Origin of the sequence: Desulfovibrio piger, assembly GCF_012843875.1 — a bacterium.
GTDB lineage: Bacteria > Desulfobacterota > Desulfovibrionia > Desulfovibrionales > Desulfovibrionaceae > Desulfovibrio.
Genome location: NZ_JABAFY010000030.1, coordinates 1 through 16,912, shown reverse-complemented (window position 1 = coordinate 16,912; position 16,912 = coordinate 1). Strand labels below are relative to the sequence as shown.

Below are 16,912 nucleotides of genomic sequence, written 5' to 3'. Positions count from 1 at the left end.
TGGCAAAAGCGGGACGGGGCAGTCTTTCCTTTTCCCTGCAAACCGGCTATCTTGGCCGTTACGCGACGCATGTCGCACTGTCTCCACTCCCGCACGGGGTTCCCCCGCTGCCCACTTCCACCAAGGTTTGCTCTCATGGCTCAGACGCGCCACCTTGTCCTGGGGCTCATGCCCCGTGGGGCCGATCCCGATACCCATTGGGCAGCCGGGCCCTGGTGTTTCGATACGGAAGAAGATTTCTTTCCCGGCTGGGAAGACAGCTTCGTCTTCGGCCGGGAGCCCCTGCGCGATCCCGCCACCCTGGACAGGGCCGTGCTCATGGCCCAGTCCCTGACCGTGGACAGCATCCCCGCCCTGGGGCGGCACCTGTTGGACCTGCAACGCCGTCGCGCCGAGGAAAACAATCCCGTCAGGACCCTGCTGGGCCCGGACGAGATCGACCTGCCCGGCGTCTACTGGGAGACCCTGCTGACGCCCTGGGCCTGCACGGTGGCGCGCCAGCTGGTGGAACGCTGGCTGCGCGTGCGCGCCATGGTGGAGGACTGGGGCCACCTGCCCCTGCATGTGGAGCTGCTGCCCGAGGACTGCGCCTTTTCCTTCGCCACGGAACACGATTTCGTCATGAGCGGCGCCCTGGGCGCGGACTGGAACACCTGGCTCATGTCCCGCCTGCTGGAGGCCGTCTGGCCCGAACGCTGGACCCGCTCCTACGCCCTGCCCGTGTGCGCCTCCTATGGCCAGCTCATCCCGCCGGAAGACAGCGGCAGCCTGAAACAGCGCCTGCGGGCCTGGGCGCGCTCCTGCGTGCTGCGCCTGCCCTGCCCGCCCCTGCGCGGCATGCGGCTGCATCAGGCCCTGCGCTATTCGCTGGCCCTGCTCCATCCCAGCCGCCAGCCCGATGCCAGCCGCCCTCTGGCCGCCCATTTCGGCAGCGCGGCCACCGGTGTGAAGCACGACCTGCCGCTCGATCCCCTGCCCATTTTCATCGGCGCCCTGCCCCAGACCCTTGCCGAGCTGGATCATCCCGACCACGTCGCCCCGGCGCGTGTCCCGCGCGTGCGCGTGGCCTCGGTCCGTGCGCATGAGGATACCCATTACCGCCAGAAGCTGGCCCTCTGGCGTGCCCGCGGCCACCGTGTCATGTTCGTCCAGCACGGGGGCAACGTGGGCCAGGTGCGCTGCCTGTGCGAGACCCCGCTGGTGGAGTTCAGTCAGCACGCGTTCGGCACCTGGGGCTGGAGCCATTACGAGGCCACGGGTGCGGGCAAGGGCGGCCAGTTCTTGCCGCTGCCCTATCCCCTGCTGGCCAACATGGCCGACCAGTGGCGCGGCGGCGACGATACCCTGCTCTTCGTAGGCGCGGAGATGCCCCTGTACGGGCATCGTCTCGACTCGCGCCCCACGCCCCTGCAATGGCTCCAGTACCGGGAAGACAAGCAGTGGTTCCTTGAGGACCTGCCCCGCCGCCTGCACGACAAGATCCTCTACCGCCCCCATTTCGACGCGCCGGGCGCGCTGGACGATGCGCCCTGGCTGTTGCCGCGCTTCCCCCATGTGCGTCTGTGCAGCGGCCCGCTGGAAGCCCGGATGCTCACCTGCGCCCTCATGGTGCTGGACCATCACGGCACCACCCTGCTCCAGGCCCTGGCGGCCAATGTGCCCACCATCGCCTACTGGGACAGATCCATCTGGCCCATGACCGACGAAGCCCTGGCCCGGCTGGATCTGCTGGCCGAGGCCGGCATCTGGCAGCCTTCCGCCGAGGCGGCCGCCGCCAAGGTCCGGGAAGTCTGGGACAACCCCGCCCGCTGGTGGCTGGATGAGCGCGTCCAGTCCGCCCGCCGGGCCTTCTGCCGCGAGCACGCCTTCGTCGATCCCAAGGGCCCGGATGCCCATATCGTTTCATTGCTGCAACGCCTGTAAGGAGACCTCCCATGTCCCGTATGTCCACCGGCAGCGCCCTGTGCCGCCTGCCGTTGTTCGCCCTGCCCGCCGTCCTGGCCCTGACCCTGCTGCTGCCCGCGTCCATCCCGGCGGCCGATACCGCGGCTCCCGCCCCTGACGCCGCTCAGGCCGCAGAAAGCGTCCCCAGTCCCGAAGAGCGCGCCGCGGAAGCCGTGCTGGGCGAAGTCCAGAGCGCCCTGGACAGCAAGGATTACAAAAAAGCCGTCACCCTGCTCACGCCGCTCACCAAAAACGGCAATGCCGAGGCCCTGTACATCCTCGGCCGCCTGACCCAGGACGGGCGCGGCGTCAAAAAGAGCCCCCAGCGTGCCGTGCCCCTGTTCCGTCAGGCCGCCGACAAGGGCCTGGCCAACGCCCAGAACGCGCTGGCCACCGCGCTGGCCACGGGCGACGGCGTGCGGCGCAACTACGGCGAGGCCGGACGCTGGTTCCGCAAGGCCGCCGAGCAGGGCCTGGCCATGGCCCAGTATAATCTGGGCTACCTCTACGCCCACGGCCGCGGTGTGCGCAAAAGCGAGAACGAGGCCATCGACTGGTACGGCCGTGCCGCCAACCAGGGCCTGGCCGATGCCCAGTACTCCCTGGGCTGGATGTACCTCAACGCCAAGGCCAGCAACCAGGACGACACCAAGGCGGCCCACTGGTTCCAGCGCGCCGCCGAACAGGACCACCTCAAGGCCCAGAACAATCTGGCCTACATGTACGCCGAAGGCCGCGGCTTTGCCCAGGACAACCTCAAGGCCGTGGAATGGTACACCCGTGCCGCCGAGCGCGGCTATGCCGAGGCCCAGTACAATCTGGGCTTCATGTACGAACAGGGCCGCGGCGTGCCGCAGGACTACGCCAAGGCCGTGGAATGGTACCGCAAGGCCGCTGACCAGAACGAGCCCGCCGCCCAGTACAGTCTGGGCCTTATGTACGACCAGGGCACCGGCGTGCAGCGCAACCTTTCCGAAGCCACCCGCTGGTACCGTCTGGCCGCCAAGAACGGCGACCCTGACGCCAAGGCCTATCTGCGCGCCCAGAATCGCAAGTAACGACGGAGATTTTTTATGAGGGGGAGAGGGAGACCCTTTTGGAAAAGGGTCCTCCCTCTCCCCCTCATGCTCCCCCTCTCCTTCCCTAAAACTTTTATTATGGCCCCTGACGGTCATCAGAGACGCCGAAACCGTGCCGGGCGTCTGTGTCCCCGGCAGCACAGAAACGCCCCGTATCAAGACGATACGGGGCGTTTTTATGCCATCCAGAGGAATAGAATATATGGACGAAGCGTGAGCCTTGCGCCGGGCCGATTCAGCCTTGCGGCACCATGTCCGCCATACAGCGACGGAGACCCGCCATACAGACCAGAAGAAAAGTTTTTTCGGGGTGGGGAAGAGCGCGAGAGGGGGAGGGGCAGTTTTTACCAAAAAACGCCCCTCCCCCTCTCGTATCTCTTTCCCCGGTTCAGACGGGGAGGATCAGTCGTCATGCCGGGCGGCACGACCGCAAAAACGTCCCTGCAGCTCGTTGAGCTGGTTCACGGCTTCGCGTCCGTTGGCGATATTGTGTACGAGTATCTCGCTTTGCTGCGAAAAACGGTTGCCCACCCGCACGGTGTAGCTGTTGAACAGCCAGCTGCTGAAACCCGAGGTGAAGGCCGCATCTTCCATGTCCCGCCATTTGACGCCCACGGCGCCCCGGTTCCAGGGCAGGATGCCCCGGTACAGCCAGACGCCCTTGCTGTCGGCATACAGGTGCACGCTGCGCACCAGCAGGACCCTGTAGACCATACACAGCACCAGCAGGGCGCCCACGCCCGCGAAGATCCAGAAAAATTCCGGCATGTAGCGCTGCCCGGCCACGCACAGGGCCACGCAGACCAGCAGCATCAGCACCGGTCCGGCCCAGGCCAGCCAGGACTGGCGATAACTGAGCAGGGGCCGTTCGGCGGCATCGCTGCCCTCAAGGATATGTTCGTCAGACATGCGCGTTCCTCCTTGGAAAAGGACGTCGCCGTGAAGGGCTCCGGGGCGCAGGCACGCCCACAAGAAAACACGAGGGGCGTGTCTTTGGGAAAAGGTCTCCCTTCCCCAGGACACGTCCCATCACATCACAACATCAGATCTCGCTGCCCGGGGCCAGATGCAGTAGGCGCTCCAGTTCGGCGGTGGCGGCATCGCTGTCCCGGCCCTGGCGACGGGCCAGATCGGGCAGGTTGTCCACGGCATCGCAGGGGCGCACATACAGCGGCTCGATGTCCTCAGGAGCATAGTCACCATGCCTTGCCAGCAAACACAGGGCCTCGGTGGAGGCATGGATGCAGGCGGGCAGGCAGGTCACGGCAGGCAGGTTTTCCAGCGGTGCGCAGGCGTCCACATTGCGCCGCAGGCCCGTACCGCAGACCAGCGTGGCGTCCGCCGTATCGGCCGTGATGGCCGCCACGGCCTCGGCCGGCGTGCACAGGGTCACGCCCTGCAGGGGCTGGGCCGGGATCTCGGGCCCGTAGCTGATGAAGGGCTGGCAGTGGACAAGGTTGCGACGGGCATGGGTCAGGACCCAGACGTGGCCGCCGTAGAGCATGCCGCGCCGCATGACGGCCGTGGTGGCCAGGGCCTGCATGTAGTCCAGCCCGGCCAGCTGCGCCCGGCCGCAACGGCGCAGGGCGGCGGCCGTGGCCAGGGTCAGGCGGATGCCCGTAAAGGAGCCCGGCCCGCGCACGCAGGCGATGCGGCGCAGATCGCTCCACCGGATGCCCAACGACGTGGCCAGCTCGGCCAGCGCCGGGGCCAGGATCTCCGTGGCCCGCTCGCTGCGGTACCATTCCTGCGCACAAAGGATGGCCTCATCCTCCGTGACCACGATCTGCAGCACGCCTTCAGCGGCGTTGAGTATCAGCTCCAGTCCCGTTCCCGGGACAGCGTGTGTCGCCATATCGATTTCTCCCGCCGGACGCTAGGGGGCCGTCTTTTCCACGGCCGGGGCCTCGTCCGGCGTATTGATGATGCGTGTCACGTCGTTGAAGGTGGCAAAGATCATCAGGCTCAGCAGCAGGGCCATGCCCACGCGCATGCCCCATTCCTGGATCTTCTGCGGCACGGGGCGGCGGAAGATCATCTCGATGAGGCAAAAGAGCATCTGGCCGCCGTCCAGCACGGGCACGGGCAGCAGGTTGAGGATGGCCAGGTTGATGCTGATGAGCGCCGCCAGGCCGAGCACGCCCCCAAGGCCCTGCTCCGCCTGCTGGCCCACCATCTGGGCGATCATGATGGGGCCGCCCACCTGATCGGCGGGCACCACGCGCTGGGCCAGCTTGACGAAGCTCTGCCAGGTCAGGTCCACCAGACGCCAGGTCTGGACAAGGCCCGTCTTCAACGCCTCGGAAAAGCCCAGTTCTTCCACGCGCACCGAGCCCAGCGGCCCGATGCCGATGAGCCAGGCTTTCTCATCCTCGCCAAAGATGGTCTTGCGCGTGCTCCACTGCGGCGTCAGGGTCAGTTCCAGTTCCGTGCCCTGGGTCATGCCCTCGGCGGGCTGCCGGGCCACGGTCAGGGTCAGGGGACGGCCGTTGGCCTCGGCCACGGTCGGGGATATCTCGTCCCACGAATGGAGGGGACGGCCGTCGATGCTCAGGATCAGGTCGCCCTTCTGCAGACCGGCCTGTGCCGCCGCGCTCTGGGGCATGACGGCGCCCACCTGCGGCAGCATGACGGCATTGCCCCAGCCCCAGGCCACCACCCAGCACAGGATGCAGGCCAGCAGGATGTTGGCGAAGGGCCCGGCCGCGATCACGAGGAAGCGCTGCCACGCGGGCCGCAGGGAAAAGCATTCCTCCCGGGTGAAACCGCTGGGGATGTCGTTCTCGTCGTTCTCGCCCACCAGGGCCACATAGCCGCCCAGAGGCACCAGCGACAGGGCGTATTCCGTCTTGCCGTGACGGTATTTGAGCAGTTTGGGGCCAAAGCCCAGGGAAAAGGTGGACACGCCCATGCCCAGCCAGCGGGCCACGGCGAAATGTCCCAGTTCATGGAAAAAGATCAGGCCGCCAAGGACAATGATGGCGGCAACGATGGTCGTCAGCACTCGTCAACTCCGGCGCGGGCCAGCTGTTTCACCAGCTCGCGTGTTTTCAGGTCAAGGCGCGACATGCGCTCTGTCAAGATAGTCACTTCCCGTTCAAGGGCAAGACTGTCATCGCCGCTACAGGACAGCGGCGGGCAGAACGGTTCGTGCCCCGGCTCGCCGGCGGCATGGGCATCCATGGCGGCCGAGACCAGATCCGCGATGTCGGCAAAGGCGCATTTGCCGGACAGGAACAGCTCCACGGCGGCCTCGTTGGCGGCGTTCATCACCACCGACATGCCGCCGCGTTCCCGCAGAGCGCGACGCGCCAGCTTCAGGGCCGGGAAGGCCTCGTCGTCAGGGGCGAAGAACTGCAGGGTGCCAGCCTTGACCAGATCCAGCGGCGGCACGCCCGTATCCACGCAGCGGGGCCAGAACAGGCAGGCCGCGATGGGGATGCGCATGTCCGGCGTGCCCAGCTGCGCCAGCTGGCTGCCGTCCGTGAACTGCACCAGCGAATGCACCAACGACTGCGGATGCACCAGCACCGTGATCTTTTCCAGCGGCACGCCGTACAGGTGGAAGGCTTCCACCACTTCCAGCGCCTTGTTCATCATGGTAGCCGAGTCGATGCTGATCTTGGCGCCCATCTTCCAGTTGGGATGGTCCAGGGCCTGCGCGCGGGTCACGTTGCGCAGCTCCTCGCGGCTGCGGCCGCGGAACGGGCCGCCGGAGGCCGTCAGCAGCAGGCGGTCCACCTCCTGCCCGCGTCCGGCCAGGCACTGGAAGATGGCGTTGTGCTCGGAGTCCACCGGCAGGATGCTGGCATGGGTACGGGCGCAGACCTGACGCAGCATGTCACCGGCCAGCACCAGCGATTCCTTGTTGGCCAGGCAGATGACCTTGCCCGCCAGCGCGGCCGCCAGCGTCCCGGCCAGGCCCGCCGCGCCCACCTGCGCCGAAAGCACGGTGTCCGCTTCGGGCAGGGCCGCCAGACGGGCATAGCCTTCGCTGCCCACCAGGATCTCGGGGGTGTAGCCCGTGGGCAGCAGCTTGCGCAGGCCCGCTGCCGAAGCCTCGTCCAGCACGGCCAGATACGGGGGCCGGAACTCCTGGGCCTGCTCGGCCAGGGTCTTGATGTTGCGCGCGCAGGAAAGGCCCAGCACCACGCATTCACGCCGCCGCGAACGGATGGCCGCCAATGTGTTGCCGCCGATGGAACCGGTGGAGCCCAAAAGGACAAGCTGGCGCACGCCGCGCCGCCACGCCTCGGAAGGCGCTTCCGAAATATACCGAATCGCAGGGCCGTTCAGCCCGGGCCACAGATCTGACATGTGTTTCTCCTTTGTCTCCGGGACAAAATCGTCCACAGCATGCCAAAAATCCCTTGCCGCGTCGAGAGCGGGCCGGAGGGAGGAAGGAGGGGGATGCAAGCGTGTTTGCGGGGGAAGGGAGGGCTGGGGACGCGCAGACCCCGCCACCCTGCAGCCTCGCCGCGCTTGACCCAGCCCGGATGCCGGGCAATGGCCGTCATCCGACGGCTATTCCACAGAGCGCAAGCGGATCTATTCCCCGCCAGCGTCCCCCCAAAAAACGCCAAAGGGGCCGGTCCCCCAGAAGAAGACCGGCCCCTTTGCAAAATCGGGCTCAGCACGGGCAGCCGATGCTTCCATCAGCTGCCGGCGGCATGACGGCTAAAAGAAGAAGAACCACTGGTCCACGACGGCGAACATGGGCATGGCGAACAGGATGCTGTCCGCACGGTCCAGGATGCCGCCATGGCCGGGCAGCAGGTTGCTGGAGTCCTTCACATGCACCGCGCGCTTGAGGGCGGATTCGAACAGGTCGCCCAGCTGGGCAAAGGCATTGATGGCGATCCCCAGCAGGGCGAAGGCCCACCAGCTGGCGCTGCCCAGGCAGGCGCCGTAGATGGTGCAGAAGATGACGCAGCCCACCAGACTGCCCACCGCGCCTTCGGAGCTCTTGTTGGGGCTCACGCGGGGCCACAGCTTGTGGTGCCCGAAGCGGGTGCCCACGAAATAGGCGGAGGTATCGGAGACGGCCACGGCCGCCAGCACGAAGATGAGCTTGGTGGTGGAAAGATAGGTGGCGGGCAGCAACAGCAGCGGGATGTAGGCCAGACCGGCCATGAAGATGCCGCTGGCGGCAAAGGCGGGCACGCCTTCCTCTTCCACCTCGTTCCAGCGGAACAGGAAGCTCATGGCAGCCAGCACGAAGCCCGCGCCCAGGCAGACCAGGGCGTCCTGCGTGCGGTGGGCCCAGGTCAGCGTCAGCATGCCCCAGCCCAGGGCGATGGCGCAGACGCGGCTGGGGATGCGCTTGTTGCCCCAGAACAGGGAGAAGAACTCCCACAGGCCCAGCGCCGCCACCAGCAGGATGAGGGCAAGCAGCACCCAGCCCCGCAGGACGAGGGCAAGAACGACGATGGCGGCCAGAACGAGGCCGGTGATGGTGCGGCGGATGTCGGTGGCGTGATCAACGGCCATTGATTTGCTCCTGGGTTTTCCCGAATCGGCGCGAGCGTCCGGCATAGACGGCCAGGGCCTCGTGCAGGGCCTCCACGCCGAAGTCGGGCCAGGGCGTGGGGGTGAAGTAGAATTCGCTGTAAGCGCACTGGTAGAGCAGATAATTGCTCAGGCGCTGTTCTCCGCTGGTGCGGATGAGGAAATCGGGGTCGGGCTGTCCGGCGGTGTACAGATGGTCGGCCAGGCTCTGTTCGGTGACGTCCTCGGGGCGCAGGCCCTCGGCCATCATGCTGCGCACGGCGCGCACCAGCTCGGCGCGGCCGCCGTAGTTGAGGGCCAGGTTGAGCACCATGTCCGTATTGGCCGCCGTGCGGCGCAGGCCGTGGCGCAGGGCCGTGCGGGCGGCCAGGGGCAGGGCCTCCATGTCGCCCAGGATGTTCAGGCGGATGCCCTCGCGCTCCATGCGGGGCACTTCCTGGCCCAAAAATTCCAGCAGCAGGGAGAACAGGGCCGAGACTTCGGTCTTGGGCCGCGACCAGTTCTCGCTGGAAAAGGTGTACAGGGTCAGGTGGCGGATGCCCAGACGGCGGCATTCGGTCACGATGGTGCGCACGGTCTCGGCACCGGCACGGTGCCCCGCCTCGCGCGGCAGACCGCGGGCCTGGGCCCAGCGGCCGTTGCCGTCCATGATGATGGCCAGGTGTACGGGAAGATGGGTAAGCGTTTCGCTCATGGTACCTCTCTGAACCGGGGACGACAGGCCCGGAAAACATGACCGTGCCGAAAAAAACACGGCCCGGTGCCCCTGGGGCTGGCCGGGCTGCGGAAAACGTCCGGGAGCGGCAGGGCCGCTCCCGGAAGGCGGACACTAGATGTCCATGATTTCCTTTTCTTTGGCCTGGCTGCGCTTGTCGGCATCGGCCACGAACTTGTCGGTCAGCTTCTGCACTTCGGCTTCGGCCTTCTTCTGTTCGTCTTCGGTGATGGTCTTTTCCTTCTCCAGCTTCTTCAGGGAGTCGTTGGCATCACGACGCACGTTGCGCACGGCCACCTTGGCGTCTTCGGTGTACTTGCGGGCCACCTTGACCAGCTCCTTGCGGCGCTCTTCGGTCAGCGGCGGGATGTTGATGCGGATGATGCGGCCGTCATTGACCGGGGTCAGGCCCAGGTCGGACTTGAGGATGGCCTTCTCCACCACGGAGATGCCGCCCTTGTCCCAGGGCTGGATGGTGATGGTGCGGCTGTCGGGCACGGCCACGGAAGCCATCTGGGAGATGGGGGTGGGGGTGCCGTAGTAATCGGCCTTGATACCGTCCACCAGGGCGGTGGTGGCGCGACCGGTGCGCAGTTTCTGGAAGTCGCGCTCCAGAGCGGCCATGGCTTTTTCCATGCGGTCTTCGGTATCCAGAAGGATGGTATCGATATCCATAAAATCTCCTTACGGACTGTAGAGTTCGAAAAGATCGTGACTAGCAGTCGTGCACGATGGTGCCCACCTGCTCGCCCAGGATGGCACGGCGGATGTCGCCGCCCAGCATGCGGCAGACGATGATGGGCACGTTGTTGTCGCGCACCAGGGCAAAGGCAGCGGCATCCATGACGCCCAGATGGCGGGACAGGGTCTCGTCATAGCTCAGGCTGTCGTACTTGACGGCATCGGGGAATTTGGCGGGGTCCTTGTCGTAGATGCCGTCCACCTTGGTGGCCTTGATGATGGCATCGCACTGCAGTTCCATGCCGCGCAGGGCGGCGGTGGTGTCGGTGGTGAAATAGGGGTTGCCGGTACCGGCGGCGCAGATGACCACACGGCCCTTTTCCAGATGGCGCATGGCGCGGCGACGGATGAAGGGCTCGCACACTTCCTGCATGTCGATGGCGGACAGCACGCGGGTGGGGTAGCCGAATTTTTCCAGCATGTCCTGCACGGCCAGGGCATTGAGCACCGTGGCCAGCATGCCCATATAGTCGGCGGAGGAACGTTCCATGCCCTTGGCGGAACCGGAAAGGCCGCGGAAGATGTTGCCGCCGCCGATGACCAGGGCAAGTTCCACGCCCATGTCGAGCAATCCGCCGATCTCCTTGCAGATGGTGCCCACGGTTTCGGGGTCGATACCGGTTTTCTGCTCTCCGGCCAGGGCCTCGCCGCTCAGCTTGAGCAGCACGCGCTTGTACTTGAGTTCAGCCATATGTTCCGCCTTGGTTGAAGCCGGCCACGCCGGCTGTTGCTTTCATGGATCGTCCGATACCGAACAGCAGGCATTCGGACGCGCTCTTTTCATCATAGCAAAAAACGTCGCTATCTCAAAGCACTTTTACCATGCCGCCCCCGCAGGACGGCACGGGACGGCCCTTTGCAAGGCGGCCTGTACGACCCGGGGCGGGCACGCCGTTCGGGCAAGGGACGCCGTATGGCCGGGGCGACATGCGCTCCCGCCCGCCGCCTCCCTCCCTGCCCCGCCGGGACGTCCCTGCGGTTTCCCCGGCCGGAAGGACATGCGGAAAAACACCCCGCGTCGTTCCCCTCCGCGTCGACGGTCATGCCTTTGTCGCCGCCCCTGCGTCGAGCCCGGATGGTGAGAGCGTCGCAAACGGGCGCTCCGATAGGCATACGGACACCGCCGGGGAACGCAACCGGAGCGGGAGCCTATTTGCCTGCCCCCGCCTTTTGCGGTATCGGAAAGAGTCCCGAACCGAAGCCGCGCGCAGACCCGGCAAGGAGTCCCCATGCTCGAATGCAACAACCGTTTTGAAGATCGCGCCTTTCTCCTGCTGCTGGCCGGCGTCTCGCTGGCTTTCCTCTGGATGCTGCGCCCCTTCTTCGATGTCATCTTCTGGGGCATCGTCATCGCCCTGCTCTCCACTCCCGTCTACGATGCCCTGCAACGCCGCAGCATGGGACGCAACCTGGCGGCGCTGACCTGCGTGATCCTGAGCCTGGTGCTCATCATCGTGCCCTGCGCGTACATTTTTTATACGTTCATCAACGAGGTGGCCAATCTCTACGGCCGCCTGACGTCCGGCGGACATGACATCCGCGAGACGCTGGAAAAGCTGCGCGAGGTGGCGCCCGGCGTGCAGGACTGGCTCACCCGCTACGGCTACGGCCCCGAGGTCATCACCCAGAAACTTTCCGAGCTGGCGGTCAAGGTCAGCGGGCTGGTAGCGCGCAACACCGTGGCCCTGGGCGGCAGTACGGTGAACTTCCTCGTGGACCTCTGCATCATGCTCTATCTGGCCTTCTTCCTGGTGCGCGACGGCAAGCAGCTGCGCGTGCTGCTCATCCGGGCCCTGCCCTTTGGCGACCACCGCGAGGATCTGCTCTTCGCCAAGTTCGCCGAAGTGCTGCGGGCCACGGTCAAGGGCAGCCTGCTGGTGGCCATGGCCCAGGGCGCGCTGGGCGGTCTCATCTTCTGGATACTGGGCATCAAGGCCCCGGTGCTCTGGGGCGTGGTCATGACCCTGCTCTCGCTCATCCCGGTGGTGGGCGCGGGCGTGGTCTGGGCGCCGGTGGCCGGGTACCTGCTGCTCACGGGCGATTATGTGTCCGGCGTGGTGCTGCTGGCCTACGGGGTCTTCGTCATCGGTCTGGCGGACAACATCCTCCGCCCCGTCCTGGTAGGGCGCGATACCAAGCTGCCGGACTTCATGGTCCTGCTCTCCACGCTGGGCGGTTTCTCGCTCTTCGGCATGGACGGCTTCGTGACGGGCCCCATGCTGGCCGTGCTCTTCGTGACGGTCTGGAAGATATTCATGGACGAATTCAAGCCGCCCCTGACGCTGGACGGCAGCGCCCCCGCACAGGATGCGGACGGGGACGGCCCTGCGGCATGACGCAAAAGGCCACCCGCAACGGCGGGTGGCCTTCCATTACCTGCCCCCCGGCAGGTGAAAGATAGGGGACGGGATCCACGGCACCCGTCCCCTGTATGCGACAGCCTCCCACAGCTGCCGCTCCGGCAGCAAGGAAAAGGGGAAAGGAGGAGAACCTGATTCCTTGCTTCCGGTCAATCCTGCTGTCCCGGCGGGGATGTTCCCATCCCCGGCGTCCTGCAGCGGCCCGGGACACACGGGCCGTCCGGCATGCCCTTCCGGGCACCGGCGGCAGACGCCGCCCCGCCGGGACAGCTAATGTTCCAGACGGCGGACCAGCACCTCGTCGATGCGGTTGCCGTCCATCTTCACTATCTTCATCCGCCAGCCCTGGATGCGCACCCGCTCGCCTTCGTGCGGGATATGCCCCAGGGCCTCCAGCAACAGCCCCGCCAGTGTGGCCGAGGAGCTGCGCGGCGGCAGGTGGATGCCCAGCCAGGAGGTCACGGCATCCACGGTCAGGCGGCCGGGCATGAGCCACGAGCCGTCAGGCTGGCGGCAGGTTTCGGGCCCGGCGGGCATGTCGCCCATCTGGCCTGCCAGCACGCTCACCAGATCCGTGTATTCGTCACGCACGAAGGCCAGGGGCGTGGGCTCTTCGCGAAAAGTTTCCAGCATCTCCGTCAGCGAGGCATGCTCGAAGATCGTGGGCGCGGGCCGCAGCAGAGGCCGCACGCTCCAGACACGCCCGCTGCCATCATCCTGCGGCGCTGCCGTACCGGGACGCTCCGTGCCCGTCACGGGCCCCTGGGGCGTCACGGCCGCCAGATCCCCGGTATGGATCACGCCCAGCACTTCGTCCCTGTCCGGGTCCAGCACCGGCAGCCAGGGCGAGAGGCTCTCGCTGGCAAAACGGCAGGCCGTGGCATAGTCGGCCTCGCTGTCCAGCCAGCGCACCCGGTGGCGCGGGGTCATGATGAAGCGGGCCGTGCGTCCGCTCAGGCGGATCACGCGGGCTACCATGTCGCGCTCTTCCGGCTCGAACAGGGGCTGGGCATCGCTCTCGCTGGCCAGGGCCGCGGCATCGCGCCGCGCTTCTTCCTCGCCGGGACGTCCGCCGCCCAGCAGCCCCAGCACCGCCATGGCCATGGATTCACGCATGTCGCGCATGCTGATGCGCTTGCGTCGGTTGCGCAGGGCCACCTGGTTGCAGATCTCCACCAGCACCGAGAAGCAGATGGCCGCGTAGAGATAGCCCTTGGGGATATGGTAGCCCAGACCGTCCATGAGCAGGCTCAGGCCGATCATCATCAAAAAGCCCAGACACAGGATGATGACCGTGGGGTGACGCTCCACAAAACTTGTCAGCGGCGCAGCGGCCATGACCATGACCAGCATGGCCACGACGACGGCCAGCATCATCACCGGGATATGGTCCACCATGCCCACCGAGGTGATGATGGAATCCAGGGAGAACACGGCATCCAGCACCAGGATCTGGATGATGACCTGCCAGAAGCCCGAGCGCGTGGGCGCCGAGGAGTATTCGGCCATGCCGCCTTCCAGGCGCTCGTGCAGCTCCATGGTCCCCTTGAGCAGCAAAAAGATGCCGCCGCCCATGAGGATGAAATCTCGCCACGAGAAGGCTTTGCCGAAGATCGTGACCAGGGGCTCGGTCAGACTGACGATCCAGGCGATGGCGGAAAGCAGCACCAGGCGCATGACGAGCGCCAGACCAAGACCGGTGAGGAAAGCCCGGCGGCGCTGTTCCTGCGTATGCAGGCGCGAGGTGAGGATGGAGATGAAAACGAGGTTGTCGATGCCCAGCACGACCTCGAGCACGATCAGGGTGCCCAGCCCGGCCCAGGCCGAGGGATCGGCGATCCACGAGAAATCCCACATGGGAGCTTTCCGCCTCCTTGCGGCAGTGATGCTGAAGTGATGCCCGGCCCTCCCGCTCCGCACGGAGTCCCGGACTGGATGGAGGCAGCATACGCCGGCGTCCGTCAGGAAAGCGTCGGCATGGCCGGGAAAAGGGCCAAAAAAAAGGAGGGGCCGGAGCCCCTCCTGGGATCTTCATGGCGGACAGCTTATTCAGCGGCCAGCTGGATGCGGCTGAAGCCGGCGACCTTGATGTCGCCACCGGCGGCCTTGGCCACTTCGCGCACCACTTCGGTCATGCTCTTCTTGTCGTCGCGGATGTAGGGCTGTTCCATCAGGCAGACTTCCTTCTGGAACTTCTTCACGGCGCCTTCGGCGATCTTTTCCACGATCTGTTCGGGCTTGCCTTCTTCGCGGGCCTTCTGGCGGTACACTTCACGCTCGCGTTCCATGGCGGCGGCGTCCAGGCTGGCGCCGTCCAGGGCCATGGGGTTGGTGGCGGCCACCTGCATGGCCACGTTCTTGGCCAGTTCCTGCACTTCAGGCTTGGCGGCGGTAGCGGCGCTGTCGCACACCAGGTCCACCAGCACGCCGATCTTGCGGTTGGCGTGGATGTACTGGCCGATCACTTCGTTGTCTTCACGGGTGTGACGGGTGAAGTTGCCGAGCTGCATGTTTTCGCCCACGGAGGCGATGAGCTGGGTCACGTCTTCGCCCACCAGGCCCTTCAGGGCTTCGGCGTCGGCGGGGTTGCTGTCCAGCACGCTCTGGGCCACCTTGGCGGCCAGGGCTTCGAACTGTTCGCCGCGGGCCACGAAGTCGGTCTCGCACAGCAGGGCGGACATGGCCACGGTCTTGCCGTCAGCGCTCACGGCGGCCATCACCAGGCCTTCGCTGGTGGCACGGCCGGACTTCTTGGCAGCCTTGGCCATACCCTTCTGGCGCAGCCAGTCGACGGCCTTTTCCAGGTCGCCGTCCACTTCCACCAGGGCTTTCTTGCAGTCCATCATGCCGGCGCCGGTCTTTTCGCGCAGTTCCTTCACCATAGCGGCGGAAATAGCCATTGTATTCTCCTGTGTATCCGGCCTGGGCCGGAGCAAGATTCCAAAAAAATCGCGCAGTGCGCAGGGTGGCGGCACAGCCCGAAAGCCGCGCCGCCACCTTTTTGAAGCATGGGGGGGCCGGAGCCTTGCTGCTCCGGTTCCTGCGTCGCCCGCCACGGGGCATCCCCGTCCGGGCGCGGACATCAGCAGGGCCGATGCCCGGGGCAACAGCGTTGCCCGAGGTCAGAAGACCGTACCGGAACTACTCGGCGGCAGCTTCGGTCTCGGCAGCCTTCTGCATGGCTTCTTCGGCGTTGGCTTCCACGGCGGCGCCGTCCTTCATCTGGGCTTCGCCTTCCTGGCAGGCTTCGGAGAAAGCCGTCACGAACAGCTTGATGGCGCGGATGGCGTCATCGTTGCCGGGGATGATGTAGTCGATGACATCGGGATCGCAGTTGGTGTCGGTCACGGCCACGATCGGGATGCCCAGCTTGCGGCATTCCTTCACGGCGATGTCTTCGCGATGGGGGTCGATGATGAAAGCCAGCTGGGGCAGGCGATCCATGTTCTTGATACCGCCCAGGGTCTGTTCCAGCTTCTGCATTTCGCGTTCCAGCAGCAGGATTTCCTTCTTCTGGTAACGGTTGATGCTGCCGTCGGCGAACATGCCTTCCAGCTTCTTCAGGCGTTCCACGCTCTTCTGGATGGTGACGAAGTTGGTCAGGGTGCCGCCCATCCAGCGGTTGGTCACGTAGTACTGGTTGGCCTTGGTGGCTTCGGTGGCCACGGCTTCCTGGGCCTGGCGCTTGGTACCGATGAACAGCACCTTGCCGCCGTTGGCCACGGTGTCGACCACCTTGTCATAGGCCACGCGGAACAGCTTCACGGTCTGCTGCAGGTCGATGATATGGATGCCATTGCGGGCGCCGAAGATGTAAGGACGCATCTTGGGGTTCCAACGACGGGTCTGGTGACCGAAATGCACGCCGGTTTCCAGCATCTGCTTCATGCTGACGTAAGCCATTTTTCAATCCTCCAAAAGGGTTGTGATCTTCCACACCGGCCCAGACCCTGCAACCCGGCCTGCCGCCGCCCCCGGCCCCATGACCGGAAGACAACGAAAAATGCGCCGTAGCGCATTGCCGGGCACCCCGGGCCGCTGCCGGAGTGTGCTTCGATGAACGAGCTTCCATAGACCAAAAGCCCGCAAATGGCAAGCCCCGACGGCAACAAGGCGCTTCTTTCCCCGCCGGCGGAGCCGTCTTCCCGCCGCAGCCGTCCCGTTGCGGACGTATGGCAGGGCCGAAGGAGCGCGCCCGCCGTTCCTGTTCCATTCCCGTGGCAGACAGGCCCACCGGCGAAGCCCTGCTGCGATCACCGCCGGGCCCCTGCCGCAGGGCTGTCATGAGGCGAGGTACCGCGATGCGTCCCCTGCCGCGACGCACGCCCGTCTTTTCCCGGGCGACCGACGTAGACCGGCTGCCGTCGTGCCCGGCACAGCGGCAAAGGCCCTTTCCGGCGGCTCTGCCCGGAAGCTCCGGCAGTCGGCATTTTTCCTGGCGCGTCCTCCCATGTGCCGTCTGATGCGTCCGAACACTCCGGCACATTGCAAATCAGAACCACCCGCAAAGCGGGTGGTTTGCTCTGGCCCTGTAAGGGCCTGTTACCGGCTGCGCCTAAAGACGC

At 65.9% G+C, this 16,912-nt stretch carries 14 protein-coding genes; 3 read left to right on the top strand and 11 right to left on the bottom strand.

The window, feature by feature from the left end; translation table 11 throughout:
- The first annotated feature begins 135 nt into the window (after window positions 1-135).
- Both HF854_RS08420 and HF854_RS08415 read left to right on the top strand, forming a co-directional pair.
- Entirely contained in the window at window positions 136-1,923 is a 1,788-nt protein-coding gene (locus HF854_RS08420; RefSeq protein WP_168935884.1) for an LIC12162 family transferase, read from the top strand.
- An 11-nt stretch (window positions 1,924-1,934) separates the two neighbouring features.
- Window positions 1,935-3,002 carry a tetratricopeptide repeat protein gene (locus tag HF854_RS08415; protein ID WP_240937701.1) on the top strand — a complete coding sequence of 356 codons (1,068 nt, stop codon included), beginning with the start codon at window positions 1,935-1,937 and terminating at the stop codon, window positions 3,000-3,002.
- A gap of 423 nt (window positions 3,003-3,425) precedes the next feature.
- Here HF854_RS08415 and HF854_RS08410 read toward each other — a convergent pair whose 3' ends face one another.
- The 8 genes from HF854_RS08410 to pyrH form a co-directional block, all read right to left on the bottom strand.
- Entirely contained in the window at window positions 3,426-3,932 is a 507-nt protein-coding gene (locus HF854_RS08410) for a hypothetical protein (RefSeq protein ID WP_168935883.1), read from the bottom strand.
- Window positions 3,933-4,065: 133 nt separating this feature from the next.
- Window positions 4,066-4,878, bottom strand: coding sequence for a tRNA (adenosine(37)-N6)-threonylcarbamoyltransferase complex dimerization subunit type 1 TsaB (gene tsaB, locus HF854_RS08405; protein ID WP_168935882.1), 813 nt, complete (start codon window positions 4,876-4,878; stop codon window positions 4,066-4,068).
- Window positions 4,879-4,899: 21 nt separating this feature from the next.
- Entirely contained in the window at window positions 4,900-6,027 is a 1,128-nt protein-coding gene (gene rseP / locus HF854_RS08400; RefSeq protein WP_346765649.1) for an RIP metalloprotease RseP, read from the bottom strand.
- The gene (gene dxr / locus HF854_RS08395; protein ID WP_168935881.1) at window positions 6,021-7,340 is read right to left on the bottom strand and encodes a 1-deoxy-D-xylulose-5-phosphate reductoisomerase; all 1,320 of its coding nucleotides are present in this window, start codon (window positions 7,338-7,340) and stop codon (window positions 6,021-6,023) included. The genes rseP and dxr overlap by 7 nt, the downstream gene beginning before the upstream one ends.
- 360 nt (window positions 7,341-7,700) lie before the next feature.
- Window positions 7,701-8,513, bottom strand: coding sequence for a phosphatidate cytidylyltransferase (locus HF854_RS08390; protein WP_168935880.1), 813 nt, complete (start codon window positions 8,511-8,513; stop codon window positions 7,701-7,703).
- Window positions 8,503-9,225: an undecaprenyl pyrophosphate synthase gene (gene uppS / locus HF854_RS08385; RefSeq protein WP_168935879.1), complete on the bottom strand. Its 723-nt coding sequence runs from the start codon at window positions 9,223-9,225 to the stop codon at window positions 8,503-8,505. Before uppS ends, HF854_RS08390 begins: the two co-directional genes overlap by 11 nt.
- Before the next feature lie 135 nt (window positions 9,226-9,360).
- A complete protein-coding gene (frr, locus tag HF854_RS08380; RefSeq protein WP_168935878.1) occupies window positions 9,361-9,921 on the bottom strand; it encodes a ribosome recycling factor in 561 nt (186 codons plus the stop codon).
- Between the two features lie 40 nt (window positions 9,922-9,961).
- Window positions 9,962-10,678, bottom strand: coding sequence for a UMP kinase (pyrH, locus tag HF854_RS08375; RefSeq protein ID WP_006007843.1), 717 nt, complete (start codon window positions 10,676-10,678; stop codon window positions 9,962-9,964).
- 538 nt (window positions 10,679-11,216) lie between these two features.
- Between pyrH and HF854_RS08370 the strand changes: the two genes are divergently transcribed.
- Window positions 11,217-12,323, top strand: a complete 1,107-nt coding sequence (locus tag HF854_RS08370; protein WP_168935877.1) for an AI-2E family transporter — start codon at window positions 11,217-11,219, stop codon at window positions 12,321-12,323.
- A 294-nt stretch (window positions 12,324-12,617) separates the two neighbouring features.
- Here HF854_RS08370 and HF854_RS08365 read toward each other — a convergent pair whose 3' ends face one another.
- From HF854_RS08365 to rpsB, 3 genes are all read right to left on the bottom strand, one after another.
- Window positions 12,618-14,204: a TerC family protein gene (locus tag HF854_RS08365; RefSeq protein WP_168935876.1), complete on the bottom strand. Its 1,587-nt coding sequence runs from the start codon at window positions 14,202-14,204 to the stop codon at window positions 12,618-12,620.
- Window positions 14,205-14,392: 188 nt separating this feature from the next.
- Entirely contained in the window at window positions 14,393-15,247 is an 855-nt protein-coding gene (tsf, locus tag HF854_RS08360; protein ID WP_006007838.1) for a translation elongation factor Ts, read from the bottom strand.
- 241 nt (window positions 15,248-15,488) lie between these two features.
- Window positions 15,489-16,250, bottom strand: a complete 762-nt coding sequence (gene rpsB, locus HF854_RS08355) for a 30S ribosomal protein S2 (protein WP_006007837.1) — start codon at window positions 16,248-16,250, stop codon at window positions 15,489-15,491.
- Between the last annotated feature and the right edge of the window lie 662 nt (window positions 16,251-16,912).

Coding starts and splice junctions, on each gene's coding strand:
- HF854_RS08420 (WP_168935884.1), top strand. CDS start 136: ATGGCTCAGACGCGCCACCTTGTCCTGGGGCTCATGCCCCGTGGGGCC.
- HF854_RS08415 (WP_240937701.1), top strand. CDS start 1,935: ATGTCCCGTATGTCCACCGGCAGCGCCCTGTGCCGCCTGCCGTTGTTC.
- HF854_RS08410 (WP_168935883.1), bottom strand. CDS start 3,932: ATGTCTGACGAACATATCCTTGAGGGCAGCGATGCCGCCGAACGGCCC.
- tsaB (WP_168935882.1), bottom strand. CDS start 4,878: ATGGCGACACACGCTGTCCCGGGAACGGGACTGGAGCTGATACTCAAC.
- dxr (WP_168935881.1), bottom strand. CDS start 7,340: ATGTCAGATCTGTGGCCCGGGCTGAACGGCCCTGCGATTCGGTATATT.
- HF854_RS08390 (WP_168935880.1), bottom strand. CDS start 8,513: ATGGCCGTTGATCACGCCACCGACATCCGCCGCACCATCACCGGCCTC.
- uppS (WP_168935879.1), bottom strand. CDS start 9,225: ATGAGCGAAACGCTTACCCATCTTCCCGTACACCTGGCCATCATCATG.
- frr (WP_168935878.1), bottom strand. CDS start 9,921: ATGGATATCGATACCATCCTTCTGGATACCGAAGACCGCATGGAAAAA.
- pyrH (WP_006007843.1), bottom strand. CDS start 10,678: ATGGCTGAACTCAAGTACAAGCGCGTGCTGCTCAAGCTGAGCGGCGAG.
- HF854_RS08370 (WP_168935877.1), top strand. CDS start 11,217: ATGCTCGAATGCAACAACCGTTTTGAAGATCGCGCCTTTCTCCTGCTG.
- HF854_RS08365 (WP_168935876.1), bottom strand. CDS start 14,204: ATGTGGGATTTCTCGTGGATCGCCGATCCCTCGGCCTGGGCCGGGCTG.
- tsf (WP_006007838.1), bottom strand. CDS start 15,247: ATGGCTATTTCCGCCGCTATGGTGAAGGAACTGCGCGAAAAGACCGGC.
- rpsB (WP_006007837.1), bottom strand. CDS start 16,250: ATGGCTTACGTCAGCATGAAGCAGATGCTGGAAACCGGCGTGCATTTC.